General features: G+C 30.0%; 19 protein-coding genes. 13 read left to right on the top strand and 6 right to left on the bottom strand.

The annotated features are described in order from the left end of the window. Positions 1 to 12: 12 nt before the first annotated feature. The 4 genes from HSX10_RS17230 (at position 13) to HSX10_RS17215 (ending at position 3,052) form a co-directional block, all read left to right on the top strand. A complete protein-coding gene (locus tag HSX10_RS17230) occupies positions 13 to 996 on the top strand; it encodes a PorP/SprF family type IX secretion system membrane protein (protein ID WP_173589497.1) in 984 nt (327 codons plus the stop codon). 211 nt (positions 997 to 1,207) lie between these two features. Continuing rightward, positions 1,208 to 1,561, top strand: coding sequence for an arsenate reductase family protein (locus HSX10_RS17225; RefSeq protein ID WP_173589496.1), 354 nt, complete (start codon positions 1,208 to 1,210; stop codon positions 1,559 to 1,561). Between the two features lie 114 nt (positions 1,562 to 1,675). Beyond that, complete coding sequence (locus HSX10_RS17220; protein WP_173589495.1) at positions 1,676 to 2,485, top strand: DUF1853 family protein; 810 nt, start codon at positions 1,676 to 1,678, stop codon at positions 2,483 to 2,485. Between the two features lie 3 nt (positions 2,486 to 2,488). Beyond that, positions 2,489 to 3,052, top strand: coding sequence for a pseudouridine synthase (locus HSX10_RS17215; protein ID WP_173589494.1), 564 nt, complete (start codon positions 2,489 to 2,491; stop codon positions 3,050 to 3,052). On the opposite strand, the gene HSX10_RS17210 is transcribed toward HSX10_RS17215, so the two are convergent. Both HSX10_RS17210 and HSX10_RS17205 read right to left on the bottom strand, forming a co-directional pair. Further along, a complete protein-coding gene (locus HSX10_RS17210; protein WP_173589493.1) occupies positions 3,042 to 3,746 on the bottom strand; it encodes a hypothetical protein in 705 nt (234 codons plus the stop codon). The genes HSX10_RS17215 and HSX10_RS17210 overlap by 11 nt on opposite strands. A gap of 141 nt (positions 3,747 to 3,887) precedes the next feature. Continuing rightward, a complete protein-coding gene (locus tag HSX10_RS17205) occupies positions 3,888 to 5,402 on the bottom strand; it encodes a DEAD/DEAH box helicase (RefSeq protein ID WP_173589492.1) in 1,515 nt (504 codons plus the stop codon). A gap of 137 nt (positions 5,403 to 5,539) precedes the next feature. Here HSX10_RS17205 and HSX10_RS17200 point away from each other — a divergent pair, with 137 nt between their 5' ends. Then, positions 5,540 to 6,109, top strand: coding sequence for an ExbD/TolR family protein (locus HSX10_RS17200; protein WP_173589491.1), 570 nt, complete (start codon positions 5,540 to 5,542; stop codon positions 6,107 to 6,109). Here HSX10_RS17200 and HSX10_RS17195 read toward each other — a convergent pair. From HSX10_RS17195 to HSX10_RS17185, 3 genes are all read right to left on the bottom strand, one after another. Continuing rightward, positions 6,084 to 6,518, bottom strand: coding sequence for a 3D domain-containing protein (locus HSX10_RS17195; RefSeq protein ID WP_173589490.1), 435 nt, complete (start codon positions 6,516 to 6,518; stop codon positions 6,084 to 6,086). The two genes, HSX10_RS17200 and HSX10_RS17195, sit on opposite strands and share 26 nt — an antisense overlap. Before the next feature lie 149 nt (positions 6,519 to 6,667). Then, positions 6,668 to 8,977 (bottom strand): T9SS type A sorting domain-containing protein, encoded by a 2,310-nt coding sequence (locus tag HSX10_RS17190; RefSeq protein WP_173589489.1) that lies wholly within the window; start codon positions 8,975 to 8,977, stop codon positions 6,668 to 6,670. Positions 8,978 to 9,197: 220 nt separating this feature from the next. Further along, a complete protein-coding gene (locus HSX10_RS17185) occupies positions 9,198 to 11,198 on the bottom strand; it encodes an alpha-ketoacid dehydrogenase subunit alpha/beta (RefSeq protein ID WP_173589488.1) in 2,001 nt (666 codons plus the stop codon). A gap of 148 nt (positions 11,199 to 11,346) precedes the next feature. Between HSX10_RS17185 and HSX10_RS17180 the strand changes: the two genes are divergently transcribed. From HSX10_RS17180 to HSX10_RS17160, 5 genes are all read left to right on the top strand, one after another. Further along, positions 11,347 to 12,297, top strand: coding sequence for an isopenicillin N synthase family dioxygenase (locus HSX10_RS17180; RefSeq protein WP_173589487.1), 951 nt, complete (start codon positions 11,347 to 11,349; stop codon positions 12,295 to 12,297). Positions 12,298 to 12,387: 90 nt separating this feature from the next. Then, positions 12,388 to 12,717: a translation initiation factor gene (locus HSX10_RS17175; protein ID WP_173589486.1), complete on the top strand. Its 330-nt coding sequence runs from the start codon at positions 12,388 to 12,390 to the stop codon at positions 12,715 to 12,717. Between the two features lie 3 nt (positions 12,718 to 12,720). Beyond that, complete coding sequence (locus HSX10_RS17170) at positions 12,721 to 13,662, top strand: DUF1835 domain-containing protein (RefSeq protein WP_173589485.1); 942 nt, start codon at positions 12,721 to 12,723, stop codon at positions 13,660 to 13,662. Next, on the top strand, positions 13,652 to 14,524 hold the full coding sequence (locus HSX10_RS17165) for a nucleoside phosphorylase (protein ID WP_173589484.1): 873 nt from the start codon (positions 13,652 to 13,654) through the stop codon (positions 14,522 to 14,524). The genes HSX10_RS17170 and HSX10_RS17165 overlap by 11 nt, the downstream gene beginning before the upstream one ends. Before the next feature lie 102 nt (positions 14,525 to 14,626). Then, complete coding sequence (locus HSX10_RS17160; protein WP_173589483.1) at positions 14,627 to 15,481, top strand: substrate-binding domain-containing protein; 855 nt, start codon at positions 14,627 to 14,629, stop codon at positions 15,479 to 15,481. A gap of 340 nt (positions 15,482 to 15,821) precedes the next feature. On the opposite strand, the gene HSX10_RS17155 is transcribed toward HSX10_RS17160, so the two are convergent. After that, positions 15,822 to 16,496: a uracil-DNA glycosylase gene (locus tag HSX10_RS17155; RefSeq protein WP_173589482.1), complete on the bottom strand. Its 675-nt coding sequence runs from the start codon at positions 16,494 to 16,496 to the stop codon at positions 15,822 to 15,824. 56 nt (positions 16,497 to 16,552) lie between these two features. On the opposite strand from HSX10_RS17155, the gene HSX10_RS17150 reads away from it, so the two are divergent. The 3 genes from HSX10_RS17150 to HSX10_RS17140 are packed head-to-tail and all read left to right on the top strand — an operon-like array spanning position 16,553 to position 20,707. Next, complete coding sequence (locus tag HSX10_RS17150) at positions 16,553 to 18,046, top strand: YfcC family protein (RefSeq protein ID WP_173589481.1); 1,494 nt, start codon at positions 16,553 to 16,555, stop codon at positions 18,044 to 18,046. A gap of 50 nt (positions 18,047 to 18,096) precedes the next feature. Further along, on the top strand, positions 18,097 to 20,265 hold the full coding sequence (locus HSX10_RS17145) for an endonuclease MutS2 (RefSeq protein ID WP_173589480.1): 2,169 nt from the start codon (positions 18,097 to 18,099) through the stop codon (positions 20,263 to 20,265). Between the two features lie 19 nt (positions 20,266 to 20,284). Further along, the gene (locus HSX10_RS17140) at positions 20,285 to 20,707 is read left to right on the top strand and encodes a thiol-disulfide oxidoreductase DCC family protein (RefSeq protein WP_173589479.1); all 423 of its coding nucleotides are present in this window, start codon (positions 20,285 to 20,287) and stop codon (positions 20,705 to 20,707) included. Positions 20,708 to 21,569 lie beyond the last annotated feature (862 nt).

The raw sequence follows: 21,569 nt of genomic DNA, 5'->3' as shown, positions 1-21,569 counted from the left end.
AAAGATAACATTATGAAAAAAATAGCCCTATATATTCTTTTTTTAGTCTTTGCACAGAGTTATGGTCAAGAGTTAAACCTACCTGTATTTACACAGTATTTAGCTGATAACGATTTTGTAATTTCCCCAACTTATGCAGGAATTGGTGATAATTTAAAAATTAGAGCCAATGGTTTAACCCAATGGGTTGGAATTAAAGATGCACCAGATAATCAATCTATTTATGCTGATTTTAGAATTTCTGAACGTTCTGGATTAGGAATATCTGCATACAATGATAAAAATGGAAACACATATCAAAAAGGTGCGAAGTTTTCTTTTGCTCATCATATTACATTAGATTATAAGTCTAAACAATTCCTTTCTTTCGGGATATCTTATAATATTAATAATTTTAGAATTGCTATAGAAGATTTTAATACCACTTATGATACACCTGTTTTAGATCCATATATTACAGATGACAAAGGTGAATCTAATAATAATTTTGATGCAGGAATTTTATACCGTTGGAAAGCTTATTATTTAAGTTTTAATGCGAATAACATTTTAAATAAGGATATAGATAATTATAATAATATTGAACCTAGCCTACTTTTAAATTATCAAATTTATACTGGTGTGGTTATAAAAAGTAAGAGCAATAGAGACGTAGAATTAGAACCCTCTGTTTTTTACCAAATGTTTAGTAGTGATAAACGTTCTAGTACAGATATCAATTTTAAATATAGAAAATTCAATAGAAAAGGAGATTACTATTTTGTAGGTGGATCTTACCGTTTTCTTAATGATCAATTTATGAAACCTTTAAATGTTGGCCCTATAGCTGGAATAACATTTAATCAATTCTTTTTTGCTTACTCATACCAAGCTACCATTAATGATTTATCTACGTATAACTCCGGAACACATATGGTAACTATAGGTTTAGACTTTTTTCAAGGTGCTAGTAATTGTGCCTGTACAAAAGGAACGAGTCAGAGTTATTACAGATAAGCATTCAGTTTATCATCCATTACTATTAACGTTATTACTTATGGTCTAAAATCATAAATAATAACGTTATTTTTTTATTCATATTCTATAATTCTTAAATCTAATAATAGGCCTCTTTTTTACTCTATAGTAATTACGTTAATACTTATTTCTTTTCAGTTAAAACGAAGGAAGAACAATCTCTATCTTGTTTAAAATTAAAATAAAAACTATGGGAGTAATAAGCAGAGATAAAAAGCAAATTAATTGTGTTTATACAAGTGATTCTGATTTCGGAAAACAACTAGAAGGTTATTTAAAGTCGTCTGGAAAAGAAATTTTGATGATTGACATCACCAATACAATGCCAACACCTACACAATGGCAAGAATTAGCAACAGAACTAAATGTGAGTATTCAAGATTTATTGGATTTATCTAAAGTAGAAGAAATTAAAGAAACTTCAAATTTTGATGAAAACGATTATGTTACCATTTTAGAGAAAAATCCTAAAATATTTAAAGGTGCTATAATTATAAATGGTGATCAAACAAAGCATATTACAAATGTAACAGAGATCATTTAATCTTTGATTATTCATTCTACAGAAATTAAAAAAGTTTTCATACTAAAAAAACTAACATTAATAAATTCAGCTATAACAAGAGTTTTGTCTAAATATATTTTAATTTAGTATGCAATGAATAAAAGCACATTATTAAGATATAAAGGTTACGTAAAAACACCTTCACTTTTTAAATCGAAGGATTTAACTCAAGTAGATTTATTAGAATTACCTTTAACTTTTAAATCATTAGATACAGATAGTGATTTTAAAAATCAGAGATTAGGAAAACTTGTTGAAGAATTTGTCTTCTATCAATTAAAACATCAAACTTCTGTAAATTGGATTACAGAAAACATACAGATACAAAAAGAGCAACAAACTATCGGTGAGATTGATGCTCTTTTTTATATGAAAGAAAAACCTATTCACTTAGAAATCGTTTATAAATTCTATTTATACGATACGCTAGAATCTTATACCAATCCCCTATTCTACTGGATTGGTCCAAATAGAAAAGATGCGCTCTGCTATAAATTAGAAAAACTAAAAAACAAACAATTTCCGCTTCTTTATAAAAATGAAACCAAACATCAATTAGAAGATTACAATATTAATATTGCTGAGGTTTCACAAAAACTCTGTTTTAAAGCGCAGTTATTTTTACCTTATAAAAGAAATGACATTACTATAGATGCAATTAATGAGCAATGTGTATATGGATTCTATATTTCATATAAGGATATCAGCATTTTTGAAGCCTATAAATTTTATATTCCAGAAAAACTAGATTGGCTAATAGATCCGCACGTTAATGTTGAATGGCAAGATTTCAATATAGCTAAAGATATAATTGAAAAACAGATAAAAGAAAATCGTTCTCCTTTAGTTTGGCTTAAAGTGAATAATACTAAATTTGAAAAATGTTTTATTACTTTTTGGTAAACTATGAGTACACAAAATTACTACAAACTTTATAAGCCTTACGGTTATTTAAGCCAGTTTATAAATCATCAAAACAAGCGTAGATCTAAAAAACTTCTAAGTGAAATCTGTGATTTACCAGAAGGAACTATGGCCGTTGGTCGTTTAGATGAAAAATCTGAAGGTTTATTACTATTAACCTCTGATGGAAAATTCAGCAATCATATAACAAGCCAAAATATTGAAAAAGAATACCATGTTATGGTCGATGGCCAAATTACACCTGAAGGCATTTTAGAATTAGAAAATGGAATTGATATTTCGGTTGAAGGAAAGCTGTACAAAACAAAACCTTGTAAGGCTTCAATATTAGAAGATACCTCTCATATTATAGAACGATTTGTTAGAGATGAACGCCACGGCATCACTTCCTGGCTATCCATAACAATAACAGAAGGAAAGTTTAGACAAGTAAGAAAAATGACGGCTAAAATAGGTTTGCCAACATTAAGATTAGTAAGAGTAAGAATTGGGGACTATAAATTAGAAACTATGAAACCAGCCGAGGTTTTAACTATTAATTATTAGAAGTCGTCTCTTCTGTTGTGCTTGCTGTTTTTTCAGTAATGGTTACTTTTTCGTTATTAAAAACTATAGTCGCTTTTACACCCGTTAGTAGGTTCCATTCTTTAGAAGAGATTTGATTTCCTGTGTCATCATAAACAATGAATTCAGCTGTATTTGGTCCAGATTCTCCTTGATTTAAAGCCACTATTTCTACAACATTCCTCCCTTTTTCTAAAGTCACTTCTACACGTCTGTAATTCCCCGTTAATAACAAATTAGACTTTACAACATTACCATTAACTGATATTTTAACGCGATCACCATCTGGATATTGATAATCTCTACATACTATATTTACAAACTTAGTATCTACACGATGTTCACCAAGAAATTGATCGGACATGGTTCTTATAATTCCACCTTTTACAGCCTCCTTAAACCAACGATTTTCAAATATTTCGCCTGGACTTTTTAAACCATCATCATCATCTGTCATAGAAAACGGTTTCTCGGTTTCTTTAAAAACAAATTTTTTCTCAGACTCTTCTGTCCCACCTGCCTTCTCATTTTCTTTTTTGATAATAGGTTCTACCTTTATCTTAACTAAAGCGGAATCTTTTTTAGTTTCTGATTTTGCTGCAGGGATTCTAATAGATTTAGTCTGCTTATCTGTAATTTGAGCAAAAGCCATTGTACTGCATAAAATGCAGAACATAAATAATATGAGTTTTATAGTTTTCAATATTATAAAAAATTGACTTTTAATGATTCTGAAGTTTAAAATACAAAAATCGTACCTTAATACTTACCTGTTTCAAAATAAACGTATAAAAATAGAAATCATTACAAAAAAAAGTTAAAACTTACCATTAAAACTAATTCTTAACTTTCTATTATACTCTCCAAATAACCAATCTTTATAATTCTGAGTACTATTCATAATACAATAACAATACTGCTTTATTCTAAATGCAATTTCATCTTGTAATTCTTTAATCAATTCTCTTGCATCGTAAACGTCTTCACTATTATCTATACACATTTGAGAATGCTGCGCAATAGAGCGCTCAATAACTGTAAAAGATTTTTTACCTTCATCCATTACCTTTTTATATTCTGATTTTACATCAAAATTTAAAGTGTAAGATTTTTTAAATTTTACTTTAAGATAATCTGGCATTTTATAAACAAAATCTCTTTCTAATAAATCATCTCCAATTATATTTTCTAAATAATAATCGGGATTTTTAAAAATATGTTGCCAATCTACCGGTTGATTCCATGGTCCAAATCGGGCTTCGTTATTCCCTAAATCTATCACCTGAAAAGATTTACGATCTTTATAAATACGACTTCCACGACCAATCATTTGAAAATATAAGGTTAATGATCTCGTTGCTCTGTTTAAAATTATGGTTTCTACAGAAGGTTCATCAAAACCTGTCGTTAAGATACTTACCGAAGACAATACGGCATCTGGCGTGTGTTTAAACCATTTTAAAATTTCTTTACGATCTTGTTTATTGGCTGTATTATCTAAATGTCTAACGTTATAACCCGCTTTTTTAAATGTGTAATAAACTTCTTTAGACGTGTGGATTCCATTGTTAAAAATCAACGTCTTTTTTCCTTTTGCCATTTCCTCATAGGCTAATAACAATTTAGATTGCATTAGGCTATTAGTGTACAAAGCTTCTGAAGATTTTACAGTATAATCACCATTGATACCAATTTTTAAAGATGTTAAACCAACATCATAATTTGAGACTTCTGCATTAGCTAAAAAACCATTTTTAATAAGTGTAGAAATATCATCACCAACAATAAGATTTTTATAATTATCTTTCATTGGTAGTTTAATATTACTACTCAGCGGTGTTGCTGTAACTCCTAAAATAAAGCATTTTTCAAAAAATTTAAAGAGCTTTCTAAACGAGTTATAATGGGCTTCATCAATAATAACTAAGCCTACATTTTTTAATTCAAACTCATTATCAGATAAACGGTTGTTTAAGGTTTCAACCATAGCAACAAAACACTCATACTCATCTTGGTCGTGTAAAGTTTTCACCTTACTGTTAATCACTTTGTTCTTAACATTAAAACCAGATAACACGTTAGAAGTCTGCTTACAAAGTTCTATTCGGTGTGTAAGAATTACTACTTTCTTTTGGTGTTGCTCAGCATAACGCCTAACAATTTCAGAAAAAATAACTGTTTTTCCTCCACCTGTTGGTAGTTGGTACAAAAGATTATAATCATCAGGTTCATTTCGCATGACATCAAAAATGCGATTAAGGTCCTTTATTTGATAATCATAAAGGCTTTTTTCAGTTGCATTTTGTTGTATGGTTTCGTTTTCTAACGACATATAATAACTTTAGCTTTGGGTTAATTTCGCAAAAATACCACTTTGTAAAGGTTTATGAAATGAATTATTGAGAAGATTTTAAATAGTGGTACCGTTCTTGCAGTTAACAAAAAATTAACATTTAAATCTTTATAATTATGAAATCATTTCGAAGACTTCCTGTATCGGTCAATGCAGGATCCATGGCAGACATTGCCTTTTTATTACTTATTTTCTTTTTGGTGACTACCACTATTTCTACCGACAAAGGAATTTTACGACAATTACCTCGAGTATGTGATACCGGCGATTGTACTGCTGATATCCATGAGCGAAATTTACTCCGAATTTCAATGAATGAAAAACAAGAAATTATGATTGAAGAAGAACTTGTTCAATTATCGGAGGTCAAAAACATTGTTGAAACTTTTATTGATAATAACGGTATTAATAATTGCGATTATTGTGATGGTTTTAAAAATTCTGAATCTTCTGATCATCCAACGAAAGCAGTTATTTCTTTAAGTCATAAATCTGCAACAAAATATAACTTATTTGTAGCGGTACAAGATGAAATAACAAAAGCGTATTATGATTTACGCAATCGGTATTCTAAAGAAGTATTAAAAAAAAATCCTAATCAATTAACTAAAAAAGAATTAAAATTGGTACAAGAAGCTTACCCCTTCATCGTATCTGAAATTATGGTTGAACGGTCTTTAGAGTGATTGAATCTTTTGAAGGAAGACAATATTCCATTTTAATTTTCTTTCTACCCCATTCTTTTGCTTTAGTGACATCATTATCCATGTAAATATCAATACGTTTTCTCCAACGACCGTGCATTTTATCCTTTACGATATACAAACTGTCAAAACCTTGGAGTTTTACTTTGGTATTATGTACTAATCCAGAATCTAATAGATCTCTAGATACAGCAATATATCTTAATCCTGGTTTTAAACTGTCTCCAAAAGCGGTAATACTCGGATTAGAACTGGTTTGATAAGCAAGTGAATTATATGCTGTGGCAGTTACTAAAAGACTCTTTTTATTACAATCTTTTTCTTTAACTGTTGTGTTACAATTATAAAAGCAAAGAATTAATATAAAAATGAGATAAATGCGTGTCTTCATGTTCTAAATATAATAAATCTATGCATAATATTGTAATTGTATAAAGACTTACACATCTTAAAAAGACTCAAATCATTAGAGTAAAAGAAAACCGTCAGTTCCTAATTAAAGAAACTGACGGTTTTATAAATTTATTAAAACTGTAAAGCTTATTTCTTAATTAGCTTTTGAGTCATTGAACCTGAGTTCGTTGATAATTTTATAAAATAAACACCGCTTTGGTACGATGAAAGGTTTAAAACATTTGTGGTATTAGATTTTAAACTACCTTTTTGAATATCCTGACCTAAAATATTAAAAACCTGATAGCTTACATCTTCATCTAAATTAGTTAAATCTACATTCAAAATATTTGTTGTAGGATTTGGATAAAGATTAATTAAACCATCTAAATTAAAATCATTTACACTTAAAGACTCTTCTACTCTAAAAGTAACTGATTCTGATGCTCCAAACTCTCCTCCTGAAATTATAGTATTACCATTTTCGTCAGTTAAACTATAGGTTCCAGAACCATAAGAACAACAAATACCATCTGAATACTCATCAAATATTGTAAAAGTATAGCATTCATTAAAATTTGTAAGCTCAATTATTTCTTGATTATCAGACAAACCTGCATAATCTGAAACTGGTCCATTACTTACAACTGTTCCTGAACTATCTAATAACTCCCAAGATGTTTCATATCCATAATTGTCCGTGAAAATATCTAAAGTAAGTGATGATGTTACATAAGAGGTAGATACTTTAAAACCATATCCAAATGTATCATTAACTGTATTCTCATCTACAGTTCCGTTTGGACTAGAAACGTTAATAATAAACACATGACTTCCTGAAGAAAGGTTTGTATATGTTGGTGTAGCAACAACGACGCTTTCTCCACTAAGCAAGCTTCCTGTCCAACTTACAGATGTACTAGACTCTTCATCAATATAATAAGAAATCTCAGCTGAAGTCAATGCTAATTCACCTGAATTTACAAGTGTAACTTGAGGAGCAAAATCTTCACTACATATTTCAGAACTATTAGTACCTGCATTTGCTCTTGCATCTATATCATAAGTTTCTGAGGCCAAATATTGATCTAAAATTTCAACACCAGAATCTGATGGATCTAACCATTCTTTAAGTCTTGAGGAAGAAGAGTTTCCATAATCCCAACCAATACCAAAACGACCATAAAGATCATAACCACCGTTATCAGTAGTTCCTGAACATGCTGCAGTACCACCAGATAATGTACCTATTAAATGACCTGTTTCATTAAATAAACCAGACCCTGAAGAACCACCTTCGGTAACTCCTAAATCCCAATCACTGATTAGCCACATTTGAGTGTCACTATTTCCATTAAAATTAGTAGATGTTCTAGTTGCTCCATCATCATCTCTACTCACTTTTTGAATATCTCCACTCGGGTGGTGTATTCCAAAATTAACAACTGGTGTTGTTACTATAGAATTATTCCATCCTGCCCAAACTAGATCTAGATTATTCTCAAAAAAACTAGTATCTGTAATCTCTACTAATTCAACATCTGATTGTGAGTTTTTAGCTCTCACGGTAGATCCACTAACCGTTTGGTTATATGCTCCATTGGTACTACTTGTTGTTGTTCCGCAAGAAGTATTAGTACTTCTCCAATTAAATCTAAATGCCCAACTGCCTTCACCTCCACTACAGTGGTTTGCTGTTAAAAAATAAGGTGTTCCATCATTATTTGTATTATTTACTAAAGTCCCAGAACAAAATCCAGAACCATTAGTTACAAGCATACCTACAGCCTTTTTTACATCATCCTTAAGTGTATCTAAATCATATGGATCAGTTGCAGGAGCAATATCACAATCTACATCTTGATTACAATCACCTGAATCACCTAGGGATTTTTGAAAAGAATCAGCTGTTCTATAGCCATGAATAACAGAACCCACTGTAATTTTAGCTTCACCTGTTACATTAGCTGGTTGATAATATTCTATCCAAGCTTGATCACCTTCTACTAACCATGTACCTAAAACTTCTTCAGAATTATTATTGTGGTATGTAAAAGGTCTTAATAAATCTGTTTTTTCATTATTGTAAACATAAAGTGTAGCTCCTTCTGGAATTTTAAACACATCAAACATAAAGTTTAATGTATATGCTCCTTCAGAAACATAAGACATTCTCCATATACGATCTCCATTATCTAAAGTTGTCCACTCACCGACATCGTTAAAATTATGATCTACATAAATGTCATGACCAAAACGCCAAGGGATGGATTTATCTTTATCATTAATTTCATCTTCTTTTTGTAATTTATCTAAATCAAAAGAAGGCAATTTATAAGGTAATAAATCAATGGCTTTAGCTTTAGTCCAACTTGGTGGTTTAATATCATTAGGAATTGCTTGAGCAAAACAGATACCAGAAGTAATAAGTAAAATAAATAGTAATCTTAATTTCATAAGGGATTTTAATTAAATTATTATAACATATCATTCTATAATTTTTTAAACTTTAATGAACTTAAACTACAAGTTTGACAACCCATTCTGAATAAAAATAAAAATGATCTATAGGAATTATAGAGTATAAAATAAGTTAATAGGTAGAGATTTCAGAAATCTATTAGACGGAAAGAAGATATTTATCTACTAAATAAAGGTTATCAACGACAAACTATAATTAATAAATTAACAATTCTTTTAGAACTTCTTCAAACTTTCCTTTAGCTAAATACTGATTTTCTAACTGACCAATAAAAGGTATTGGTGTTTCCATACTTGCCACACGCTTTACAGGTGCGTCTAAATATTCAAAGCAAGATTCCATTAATTGCGCAGAAATATCACTTGCAATACCTCCAAACAGAGAGTCTTCTTGAAGAATAATAGCTCGTCCTGTTTTTTGTACTGAATTTATTATAGATTCTTTATCCAATGGTTGTAATGTTCGTAAATCAATTAAATCTGCTGAAATACTTGGATTGTTTTCTAAGGTTTCTAAAGCCCAATGCACGCCCGCTCCATAAGTAATAATTGTGACTGATTCTCCTTCTTTTAAAAATGCTGCTTGACCAAATGGAAGGGTAAAATAATCTGTAGGAACCTCTTGTCTAATACTTCTATATAAAGCTTTATGTTCAAAAAACAAAACAGGATTAGGGTCATTTATAGCTGTTGCCAACAACCCTTTTGCGTCATATGGAAACGCAGGATAAACAACTTTTAGTCCTGGAGTTTTTGTAAACCATGCTTCATTTGTTTGAGAGTGAAAAGGACCTGCTGCAACGCCACCTCCACAAGGCATTCTTATAACAACATCTGCTTGTTGCCCCCATCTGTAATGCGATTTAGCTAAATAATTAACTATGGGATTAAAACCTGAAGTTGCAAAATCTGCAAATTGCATTTCTACCACCGATTTTATTCCTGAAATAGATAATCCCATGGCGGTTTCAACAATTGCCGATTCACATATAGGTGTATTTCTTACCCGTTCTTTTCCAAAAGCCTCTACAAAACCTTCAGTGATTTTAAAAACACCTCCATATTCCGCAATATCTTGTCCCATAATAACAAGATCTTTATGCTTTTCCATAGATTGTTTTAGTCCTTCTGAAATCGCATCTACAAAACGTAATTCTTTTGTAAGTTTATTTGGAAGATATTCTTTATAATTAAAGAATTTATAGACATCATTTAGTTCTGTGTCTGCATTTGCAATAATATCTGGCTCAATGGAAGCTGAGGCTAACGCTTTCTCAATTTCAGATTTAATTTCAGAACTATAAGTTTCTTCGATTTCTGGGTTTAGTATTTTTTTACTAAAAAGGAAACTTCTAAAATTTTCTATGGGATCCTTTGCTTCCCACTCTTCTATTAATTCTTTAGGGACATATTTTGTACCACTTGCCTCTTCATGCCCTCTTCTTCTAAAGGTTTTAAATTCTATTAAAATAGGACGTGGATGTTTTCTAATACTTTCAGCTAATTTTTTAACCTTAGTATAAGTTTCAATTATATCATTTCCATCTAAAATAAAAGATTCAATACCATAACCTTTACCCCTATCTGCTAAATGCTTGCAATTATATTGCTCTTCTGTTGGGGTAGAAAGTCCATATCCATTATTTTCAATACAAAAAATAACAGGTAATTTCCAAACAGAAGCCACATTTAAAGCTTCATGAAAATCACCTTCACTACTACCGCCTTCACCTGTAAAAACAGCTGTTACATTACCATTTTTATGTAATAAATTACCTAATGCTATTCCATCTGAAACACCCATTTGAGGGCCTAAATGAGATATCATTCCTACAATATTATACTCTTGTGTTCCAAAATGAAACGAACGATCTCTTCCTTTTGTAAACCCACTTAATTTACCTTGCCATTGACAAAATAAACGCTTTAACGGAATTTGCCGAGTTGTAAATACACCAAGGTTTCTGTGCATTGGTAATATATATTCACTAGACTTTAATGCCATTGTTACGCCTACAGAAATAGCCTCTTGTCCAATCCCAGAAAACCATTTTGAAATTTTTCCTTGACGTAAAAGAATAAGCATCTTTTCTTCTATTAATCGCGGTTTTAGCATATTGTAATAAAGCTTTAACAACGTCTGATCATTCAAATTTCTTTTGTTGTAATCTATGTTACTTTTTGTAATTTTTGGCATAAAGTGTTGTTTCAGTAATCTTTCAAATGTAAATAAAATTGCTTAACAATTGATTATTAGGCTTCAAATAGTCTATTAAGGATGCCTTATTGTTATATCACTATTATTGTTACTTTTGTATATTGACAAAAATTTAAATAGATATCCCATGGATAGAATACCTAGTGTAGATTTAAAGGATTTCATTTCTGATGATCCAAAGCGAAAACAAAAGTTTATTAATGAAATAGGAAAAGCTTACGAAGACATCGGATTTGTAGCTTTAAAAGGACATTTTTTAGAGGATACTTTAGTAGATAGCTTATATTCAGAAGTTAAGAGTTTTTTCGATTTACCTGTAGACGTTAAAGAAGGTTATGAAGTACCTGGAATTGGCGGACAACGTGGTTATGTCTCTTTCGGAAAAGAGAGTGCCAAAGGAAAAAAAGAAGGTGATTTAAAGGAATTTTGGCATTTTGGACAATATGTTGACGATGATGAAGAACGACGTAAACAATATCCTGAAAACGTTGACGTAAAAGAACTAGAAGATTTTAATAAAGTAGGTAAACAAACTTACCAAATGCTCGAAAAAACAGCAAAATACGTATTGCGTTCTTTAGCATTATATCTTAATTTAGAAGAAACTTATTTTGATAATTACATCCATAATGGCAACTCTATTTTAAGACCTATTCATTACCCTCCAATTACTCAAGAACCTAAAAATGCTGTAAGAGCTGCTGCTCATGGAGACATCAATCTTATTACCTTATTAATGGGTGCACAAGGTAGAGGTTTACAAGTGCAACGTAATGATGGCGAATGGATTGATGCTATTGCAGAGCCAGACGAATTAATGATTAATGTTGGTGATATGTTATCGAGACATTCTAATAACAAATTAAAATCTACTATTCACCGTGTTATAAACCCACCAAGAGAACTTTGGGGAACATCGCGCTACTCAATGCCATTTTTTATGCATCCTGTTAGTGAAATGAAATTAGATGTTTTAGAGAGTTGTATTGATGAAGATAATCCAAAACAATTTGAAGATATAACAGCTGGCGAATTTTTAAATGAACGTCTAATTGAATTAGGACTTATTAAGAAATAATAGTCTATTGGCAGTCTACAGTTATCAATCCACTAATATAGTGCATACAAAAAACTGAAGACTGCCAACTAAAATACTGAAGACTGAAAAATGGATTTACAAGATCAACTAAAAAACCTCTTTCCAGAACACACGCCTGAGCCAACAGAGTCTACTAGCGATTCTAAAGACAATTTATGGCTACAAGACGACCCCATAATTTGCAAATACGAAAAGCGAAAAGGAAAACCTATCACTATTCTAGAAGGTTATACCGGCGCTACTGAAGATTTTAAGAAGTTAGCAAAAGAATTAAAAACAAAACTTAGTGTTGGTGGTAGTTTCAAGGACGATAAAATTATTATTCAAGGAGATTATCGTGATAAAATTATGACACTTTTAAAAGAAAAAGGATTTAACGTTAAGCGTGTAGGTGGTTAAACTATGGAAAAACAATGTTTACATATTACAAATGGTAATAATCTAACCGATTTTTTAAAAGAGTTAGATTTTAAAGACGATATACTCACTTGGCAAGAAATGCTATGTGAAGGCCCAACGATTGCAAAAATAGATTCTGATGAGTTTATTGAACTTCGTATTGATTTTTTAAAAGAGCATTACAATATCGAAGTTGACGAAAAAGACATGAAACATGAGCTTGCCAAACTAGATAATGTAGAAGAATATTCAGAAATAAATTTATGGTTTGATTACGATTTATTTTGCCACATCAATTTATTAGGTGTTATCAATTTATTACATCAAAAAGAAATAGAAAAACCTTTATATCTTATTTGTAGTGGACGTGTTAAAGGCGAAAAAAGCCTTAAAGGTTTGTCTGAATTAAGTTCAGGCCAGCTTAAATCTCACTATCAAAACAAGGTTAAATTAACTAGTAAAGATATTAACTTAGCGATTGCTTTATGGCGTACATATTGTGGTAAAGACCATAATATTTTTAAGCCCTATATTGTTGAAGAGTCTAACTTTAAATACATGAGCAATTGCTTAAAAGCACATTTAGAGCGTTTTCCGCATCAAAAAAGTGGTTTAGGTAATATTGAAGCCAATATCTTAAAAATTATAAATGAAAATAATGTTAAATCCATTAACCACTTGCTAGGCTATTGCTTAAATTATCAAGGTTATTATGGTTATAGCGATCTACAGTTAAATCTTAAAATAAAAGAGTTATCTTTATTCTACACCGTTTCAGAAGATAATATTGCACTTAATAGAAAAGGCCACGAAGCCTTATTACAACAACATAATTTTGCAATAGAGGTTAATAATAACATGAAATATGGGGGAATAAATCGTCTAGAGTATCAATTTAGCGAAGAACAAAATAAACTCATTAAAACTATATTTAATGCCGATTAAAAATTCAGAACTTATACTAAATTCAGATGGTAGTGTTTACCACCTTAATTTAAAACCAGAAAACATTTCGGATACCATCATTTTTGTTGGTGATCAAGATCGTGTTGAAAAAATAACGCAACATTTTGACAGCATTGAATTTAGCACTCAAAAGCGTGAGTTTAAAACACAAACAGGTTATTATAATGACAAGAGATTAACTGTTATTTCAACAGGAATTGGTCCAGATAATATTGATATCGTTTTAAATGAATTAGATGCTTTGGTTAATATTAACTTGGAAACAAGACAACCAAAAACAGAATTATCTAGTCTAAATATTATAAGAATAGGAACTTCTGGTTCACTTCATAAAGATATTCCTGTAGATGCATTTGTACTGAGTACTTATGGGTTAGATATCAATGGAATGATGCATTTTTATCAACTTGAAGGAATTACAAATCCAGAAGTTGAAGATGCTTTTATAAAACATACCAATTGGGATAAAAATAAAGCAAGACCAATAATTATAAGTAACAGTGAATATTTAGAAAAGCATTTTGAAAGTGATCAAACTTTTAAAGGAATGACTGGCACAGCTGGTGGTTTTTACGGACCTCAAGGTAGAGTATTACGTTTACCATTACAAGATGCTAATCTTAATACTAAATTAGATAACTTTAATTATAAAGATTTTAGAATTACTAATTTTGAAATGGAAACTGCTGCGATCTATGGCCTCTCAAAATTATTAGGACATGAAGCTTTATCTCTAAATGCTATTATTGCTAATAGAGCTACTGGAGAATTCAGTAAAGATTCTAAGAAAGTTATCGAAAATTTAATTCAATATGCTCTAGATCGTATTGTAAATCTTTAAACAATCAACTTTTGAAATTATTTATTTCAAAAGTATATCTAGCATTTACTCTAGTAAGAATAACGTATAATTAAAAGATTTCTGCCATCGCAGGAAGTAAACATGAAGAAAGTAAATATTGGTGGAGTACCAGAACACTTTAACCTAGCTTGGTATTTAACATTAAAAAATGGAGAATATAAAGATAAGGATATAAACCTAAGGTGGAATGATTATTATGGAGGTACAGGTGCCATGACAAAAGCTTTAAGATCTGGAGAGATTGATATGGCTGTTATTCTTACCGAAGGTATTGTTAAAGACATCATTGAAGGTAATCCTTCAAAAATAGTTCAAACTTTTGTTGAAACGCCTTTAATTTGGGGGATTCATGTTGCTGCAGATTCTAAATTTGAAACTGTTGAAGATATAAAAGGAACACGTGCTGCAATAAGTAGATACGGTTCTGGATCACATCTTATGGCATATGTTAATGCTAAAAACAACGATTGGAATCTAGAAAAAGATCTCAATTTTGAAGTAATAAAAAATCTAGATGGCGCGATTAAAGGATTAACTGAAGGTCAAGCTGATTATTTTATGTGGGAAAAATTCACCACAAAACCCATTGTAGATAATGGAGTTTTTAGAAGAATAGACAACTGCCCATCACCTTGGCCTTGTTTTGTTATTGCTGTAAGACAAGATTTTATTGATAATAACCCTGAAGAATTAAAAATAATTTTAGATATCATAAATAATACAACTGCTGAATTTAAATCCATTCCTAGTATAGATAAAACTATTGCAAATCGTTACGAGCAAGAATTAGAAGATGTACAGCAATGGTTATCTTTAACAGAATGGTCACAAAGTGTTATGGATGAAAATACTTTAAAAATAGTACAAGATCAACTTTATGATTTAAACATTATTTCTGAAAAAGTAGAATATTTAAAATTAATTCATAAAATTTAGAATTCCATTAAAAATAGATATTTAATTGATTTATCTATAATCCCCTCCATTTATTAGAGCTAAGTATTTGACCTGTTTTTGTTTAGAGTTAAATTTATTTATGTAGTTGTCTTTTTGAATTCAAAAAAAACAATTACATTTGTAAACCCTTTAACTAACACTTAACAAAAACTTAATAAATGATTAACCTATCTTAATCTGGTAAATATGATAATAAATATTGTTTTAATTTTATGTTCTTTAGTTGTGTTGAATTTTTTATTATTAATCTTTAGTTGTAATAAAACAAGTAAGAAAAATGATGGTAGGATACCTCATTTTGCTAAAGAAAAAAAAGAATCTACAGTCGTTTCCAATCAATTACAGAGACGCCAACTTGCTGCAACAGGAAGTTAGTTTTACTAAAGTGCTTATTCCCGAACCAATACCCCCTATTTGCACTTAAAGGAGAAGGATGTCCACTTTCTAAGATATGATGTTTGCTTACGTCAATCAATTTCTTTTTTTTCTTTGCAAATCCGCCCCAAAGTAAAAACACCACATCACTTTTTTTAGCACTCACTATTTTAATAACTTCATCTGTAAATTGCTCCCATCCTTGTTTTTGATGGCTAGCTGCTTCATGTGCTCTCACTGTTAACGTTGCATTTAACAATAATACACCTTGATCAGCCCATGGCATTAAGTTTCCTGATTTAGGATACGGTATTCCTAAGTCTTCTTCAATTTCTTTAAAAATATTAACTAAAGAAGGGGGATGTTTTATTCCATCACTAACAGAAAAACATAAACCGTTAGCTTGCCCTACATCATGATAAGGATCTTGACCTATAATAACAACCTTTACATCATCAAATTTACAACGGTTAAAAGCATTAAAAATATCTGATGCTTTAGGAAAGCAAACCTGATTTTTATATTCTTCATCTACAAAAGATTCTAAATTTTTAAAATATGGTTTTTCAAACTCTAAATTGAGTTCATTTTTCCAACTTTTATTAATATTTACATCCATATTTAAAAACAAATTAAATTCTATAAGTTTATCTTTGGCGTCAAATTATTTTAAAGATGAAACATCTAAAATTTCCTTCAGCACAAACCATACTATTTATAATTGCCGGCTTAGTGACTCTATTGACATGGGTTGTTCCTGCTGGAAAATACGATACTTTAAGTTATAACACCTCCACTGACAAATTTACACGATTAAGTCTAGATGAAGAAATTAGCTTAGATGCATCTCAAACAACACTCGAAGATTTAAATATTAAAATTCCAATAGAAAAATTCACAAATGGAGATATTTATAAACCCATCAATATCCCAGGAACTTATAATAAACTAGAATCTAAACCACAAAGTTTTTATGATTTTGTAAAATCACCTGTAAAAGGAATTATTGAAGCAGCAGATATCATTTTTCTAGTCTTAATTATTGGTGGCTTAATTGGTATACTTAATAAATCTGGTGCTTTTGATGCGGCAATAGGTCAATTAGCCATTTTATTAAAAGGACGAGAACCATTGCTTATTGTTTTAGTCACTACATTAGTAGCTTTAGGAGGCACAACATTTGGCTTTGCCGAAGAAACCATCGCCTTCTTCCCTATCTTAATTCCTGTTTTTTTAGCTGCTAAATACGATGCAATTGTGGGAGTAGCAAGTATTTTCCTAGGTTCAGCAATAGGCACCATGTGTTCTACTATAAATCCTTTTTCTACTATTATAGCTAGTGATGCTGCTGGTATTAATTGGACAACAGGTTTATACGGACGTGTTTTTATGCTGCTTTTATGTCTAACCGTTACTATACTTTATATAATGCGTTATGCTAAGCGTGTTAAAAACGATCCAACCAAATCTTTAATTTATGACCAAAGAGAAGAAATCGCTAATCTATTTGCAATAAAAGATACTACTAATATTGATTTTAACTGGCGATTAAAACTTGCTTTATTCGTATTTACAAGTTGTTTCATTATTATGATTATTGGTGTATCAATGTTAGATTGGTGGTTTGTAGAAATGACAACTGTATTCTTAATAGGTTCTATAATAATAGGAGTTATTATTAAAATTAGCGAAACCGATTTTATTGAAACTTTTGTAAAAGGAGCTAGCGACTTATTAGGTGTTGCTTTAATTATTGGTATTGCTAGAGGTGTTACCGTTTTAATGACTGATGGTTTAATTAGTGATACACTATTGTATTATGCCAGTGATATTACCAACGGTATGAATAAAGGTATTTTTGCAAGTGCTTTAACTTTAATTTACTCTGCCTTGTCATTCTTTATTCCTAGTTCTTCGGGGATGGCTGTTTTAACGATGCCTATAATGGCACCTTTAGCAGATACAGTTGGTATTGGTAGAGAAGTTGTTGTAAATACCTACCAATACGGATTAGGTCTATTTTACCTTATTAATCCAACAGGATTAATTTTAGCATCGCTAGCAGTTGCAAAAATTAACTTTAGCAAATGGTTAAAATTTATATTTCCTTTATTTATAATTCTCATTATAATTACTTTATTAGTATTAGCAGCCTCTTCGTATCTATAAAAGCATATAATACCCTAAATTTGTAATTCTAAAAAAACGATTAACAATACATGATAAATATTCATGAAAAAACTTTAAAAGACCTTGAGTTTTTTACTGTTTTAAATCAAATTAGCCAACATACACTTACTGCTTTAGGTAAAGAAGCCGTATTAGCTATTCTTCCATTTAAAGATGAAGAACAACTAAAACGCGAGCTTATCTACGTTAATGAATATTTATCATCTTATGATAATGATAATAGAATACCAAATCATGGATTCGATGCCATTGCCAAAGAGCTAAAACTACTTAAAATAGAAAATACATACCTAGAAGTTTCAAGTTTACAAAAATTGGTAAGCATGTCTCTGACAGTAAATGCTATTTTAAAATTTTTAGAAAAATTTAAAGAATATTACCCAAAACTTAAAGAATTTAGTCAGCACATAGAAATAAACACATCGCTTATTACACAAATTGATGCCGTTGTTGATCGGTTTGGAGATATTAAAGATAATGCATCACCTATTTTATCTAACCTACGTAAATCTATAAACCTTTTAAAAGGTAAAATTAATAGCAGCTTTTCTTCAGCTTTAAATACCTACAATAATCTCGACTATCTAGATGATATCAGAGAATCTGTTGTAGATAACAAACGTGTACTAGCGGTAAAAGCGATGTATCGAAGAAAAGTTAGAGGAGCTATAATGGGAGGTAGCAAAACGGGTAGTATTGTTTATATAGAACCCGAAACAACACTTCAGCATACTAGAGAACTCAATAATTTAGAATACGAAGAAAAAGAAGAAGTCATAAAAATATTAAAAGAGTTAACGGATTATATCCGACTTTTTACTCCGCTTCTTCATAATTATCAAGAATTTCTAACGCAATTAGATGTTATTTCTGCAAAAGCAAAATATGCAGAAAGTATGAATGCTATATTACCTGAGTTTTCTGAGGAACGTAGCATGAATCTACGAGATGCTTATCATCCTCTACTCTATTTAACCAATAAAGAAAATGGTAAAACAACATTTCCACAAACAATAGGCTTAGAAAAAGATAGTCGAATTATTGTCATTTCTGGACCAAATGCAGGTGGAAAAAGTATTACGTTAAAAACTGTTGGTTTACTACAGGTCATGATTCAAAGTGGAATGCTAATTCCTGTTCACGAAAGAAGCTATGTTTGTTTATTCGATAGAATTCTAAGTGATATTGGTGATAATCAATCTATAGAAAACCATCTAAGTACCTATAGTTACAGGTTAAAACAGATGAATTATTTTCTTAAGAAATGTAACAATAAAACACTATTCTTAATTGATGAATTTGGAACAGGAAGTGATCCAGAATTGGGTGGTGCGTTAGCGGAAACATTTTTAGAAGTATTTTATGAACGTGAAGCTTATGGAATTATAACTACACACTATTCTAATTTAAAATTACTAGCTAATGAATTGCCTCAAATTCAAAATGCTAATATGCTCTTTAATGAAAAAACATTAGAGCCCATGTACAAATTAGTCGTTGGGCAAGCAGGTAGTTCTTTTACGTTTGAAGTCGCACAAAAAAATGGAATTCCATATAGCTTAATTAACAAGTCTAAAAAGAAGATTGAGAGAGGTAAAGTACGTTTTGATGCTACGATAGCTAAACTTCAAAAAGAACGCAGTAAACTAGAGCGAACAGAACGGTCACTTAAAGAAAACGAAAAAAAGAAGATTTCTGAAGCAGATAAATTAGAAGAAATCAATGCTAAAGTTCAAAAGAAATTAGAGAGCTATCAAGAATTATATGATTCTAATCAACGTCTTATTTATTTAGGTCAAAAGATGAATGATATTTCTGAAAAATACTTTGAAGACAAAAAAAAGAAAACACTAATTGACGAGTTATTTCGATTAGTTCAAATTGAAAACTCTAAGCGTAAAAAAGTATCTGCTAAACAGAAAAAAACAATCAAAGCAAAAGAGAAACAAGTAAAGCAAGAAGCAGAAAAGAAAGTTGAAGTTATTCGAGAAAAGAAAAAAGAAGCCAAGAAAAAATCTATAAAAGTAGAAAAACCTAAAGCTATTTTAAGACTTAATGACCGTGTAAGATTGCTAGATGGTAAAGCTGTTGGTACTATAGATAGTATTGAAAAAGGAAAGGCTAACGTAAACTATGGTATGTTTACAACTAACGTAAGCTTAGACCAATTAGAACTGGTGCAAGCCATGAAAAAATAAAATAACATTTCGTATTTAAATGAAGATAGATATCCCAAATAATAAACAATTAATACTTTTTGATGGCGTTTGCAATCTTTGTAACTCTAGTGTATTATATGTTATAAAACGGGATATAAAAAATCAGTTTTTATTTGCTCCACTTCAAAGTAATATTGGAAAACAGGTCATTAAAAAATTCAAAATTGATACTGATGAAACAGATTCTATTCTACTTTATAATCCCATAAAAGATAAGCTATCTTATAAATCTACTGCAGCATTACTAACTGCTAAACATCTTGGTTTCCCTACAAACATTTTAGCTGTATTTTTAATTTTACCTGCTTTTTTAAGAAATTGGTTTTATAATTATATTGCTAAAAATCGTTATAAATGGTATGGTAAAAAAGAATCTTGTATGATTCCATCTCCAGAACTAAAAGCTAAATTTATAGATTAATAAAATAATTAATTGTACAAGTTAACCCAATTGCTACAAGCAATAATTTCATTAGAATAAATCAAAACTTTATTATTCTAGAAAAGGATAACCCAATAACTAATACAAAATTATTCCACTAGTATTATAATAATCCAATAAACAATTCAACTATATTAATAGGACTATAAATTATTTGCGTTTAATAAATAATAATTCATACATAATTGAATCAAGCTTAACAATTATAAAATATGAATATATAATTTCAGAAAAATAATACTATATTTTGTCATTCATTTGAGTTAATTACTTTCTTATTTTTAGTGAAACCTCATTAGCCTTTATATAATATATAGCAAATATTTGAATGAGTTTTAACTTTTAATAAATAATCAATATTCCTATTTTTAAAAAAGTAAAATAATCATTAGCTAAATTTTCCTAACTACAGAATACATAAAGTAAATCACGATATAACAAGCCACAATAATGAGTCTTCGTAAAATTTTATACATAGCGAAATTATTACAATGATAAGATAGGATAGGATAGGATAGGATAGGATAGGATAAAGGAATAAATATTCTATTTTACAAGAGAGTCATTCTAATTAAAAGCTTACAATAATATATACAGACCTCTATAACTAGAAGAGTAAAAGAATAGATATTTATAAGAGAATTCTAAAATAGTAAATAAAGCAAATCTAAACGCTAATAGGATCTATATTATAAGTATTCAGTTTTGGGTATACGATTATCGATATTAAGAGCTTTGGAGTAAATAAAAAACTCTATAAAAAGCAAAAAACCCTTACTAGCTAACTAGTAAGGGTTCTTAAAAAGGCGGCGACCTACTCTTCCACAGTAAAGTAGTACCA

This window comes from Winogradskyella undariae (genome assembly GCF_013285155.1).
GTDB classification, from domain to species: Bacteria; Bacteroidota; Bacteroidia; order Flavobacteriales; family Flavobacteriaceae; genus Winogradskyella; species Winogradskyella undariae.
This window is presented reverse-complemented; position numbering and strand designations above follow the sequence as displayed.

What these genes read in the sequence shown, in the direction of transcription:
- HSX10_RS17215 (WP_173589494.1), top strand. Translation starts at nt 2,489, where the DNA reads ATGAGTACACAAAATTACTACAAACTTTATAAGCCTTACGGTTATTTA.
- HSX10_RS17145 (WP_173589480.1), top strand. Translation starts at nt 18,097, where the DNA reads ATGATAAATATTCATGAAAAAACTTTAAAAGACCTTGAGTTTTTTACT.
- HSX10_RS17185 (WP_173589488.1), bottom strand. Translation starts at nt 11,198, where the DNA reads ATGCCAAAAATTACAAAAAGTAACATAGATTACAACAAAAGAAATTTG.
- HSX10_RS17160 (WP_173589483.1), top strand. Translation starts at nt 14,627, where the DNA reads ATGAAGAAAGTAAATATTGGTGGAGTACCAGAACACTTTAACCTAGCT.
- HSX10_RS17150 (WP_173589481.1), top strand. Translation starts at nt 16,553, where the DNA reads ATGAAACATCTAAAATTTCCTTCAGCACAAACCATACTATTTATAATT.
- HSX10_RS17220 (WP_173589495.1), top strand. Translation starts at nt 1,676, where the DNA reads ATGAATAAAAGCACATTATTAAGATATAAAGGTTACGTAAAAACACCT.
- HSX10_RS17170 (WP_173589485.1), top strand. Translation starts at nt 12,721, where the DNA reads ATGGAAAAACAATGTTTACATATTACAAATGGTAATAATCTAACCGAT.
- HSX10_RS17200 (WP_173589491.1), top strand. Translation starts at nt 5,540, where the DNA reads ATGAAATCATTTCGAAGACTTCCTGTATCGGTCAATGCAGGATCCATG.
- HSX10_RS17180 (WP_173589487.1), top strand. Translation starts at nt 11,347, where the DNA reads ATGGATAGAATACCTAGTGTAGATTTAAAGGATTTCATTTCTGATGAT.
- HSX10_RS17175 (WP_173589486.1), top strand. Translation starts at nt 12,388, where the DNA reads ATGGATTTACAAGATCAACTAAAAAACCTCTTTCCAGAACACACGCCT.
- HSX10_RS17190 (WP_173589489.1), bottom strand. Translation starts at nt 8,977, where the DNA reads ATGAAATTAAGATTACTATTTATTTTACTTATTACTTCTGGTATCTGT.
- HSX10_RS17155 (WP_173589482.1), bottom strand. Translation starts at nt 16,496, where the DNA reads ATGGATGTAAATATTAATAAAAGTTGGAAAAATGAACTCAATTTAGAG.
- HSX10_RS17140 (WP_173589479.1), top strand. Translation starts at nt 20,285, where the DNA reads ATGAAGATAGATATCCCAAATAATAAACAATTAATACTTTTTGATGGC.
- HSX10_RS17230 (WP_173589497.1), top strand. Translation starts at nt 13, where the DNA reads ATGAAAAAAATAGCCCTATATATTCTTTTTTTAGTCTTTGCACAGAGT.
- HSX10_RS17205 (WP_173589492.1), bottom strand. Translation starts at nt 5,402, where the DNA reads ATGTCGTTAGAAAACGAAACCATACAACAAAATGCAACTGAAAAAAGC.
- HSX10_RS17210 (WP_173589493.1), bottom strand. Translation starts at nt 3,746, where the DNA reads ATGTTCTGCATTTTATGCAGTACAATGGCTTTTGCTCAAATTACAGAT.
- HSX10_RS17195 (WP_173589490.1), bottom strand. Translation starts at nt 6,518, where the DNA reads ATGAAGACACGCATTTATCTCATTTTTATATTAATTCTTTGCTTTTAT.
- HSX10_RS17225 (WP_173589496.1), top strand. Translation starts at nt 1,208, where the DNA reads ATGGGAGTAATAAGCAGAGATAAAAAGCAAATTAATTGTGTTTATACA.
- HSX10_RS17165 (WP_173589484.1), top strand. Translation starts at nt 13,652, where the DNA reads ATGCCGATTAAAAATTCAGAACTTATACTAAATTCAGATGGTAGTGTT.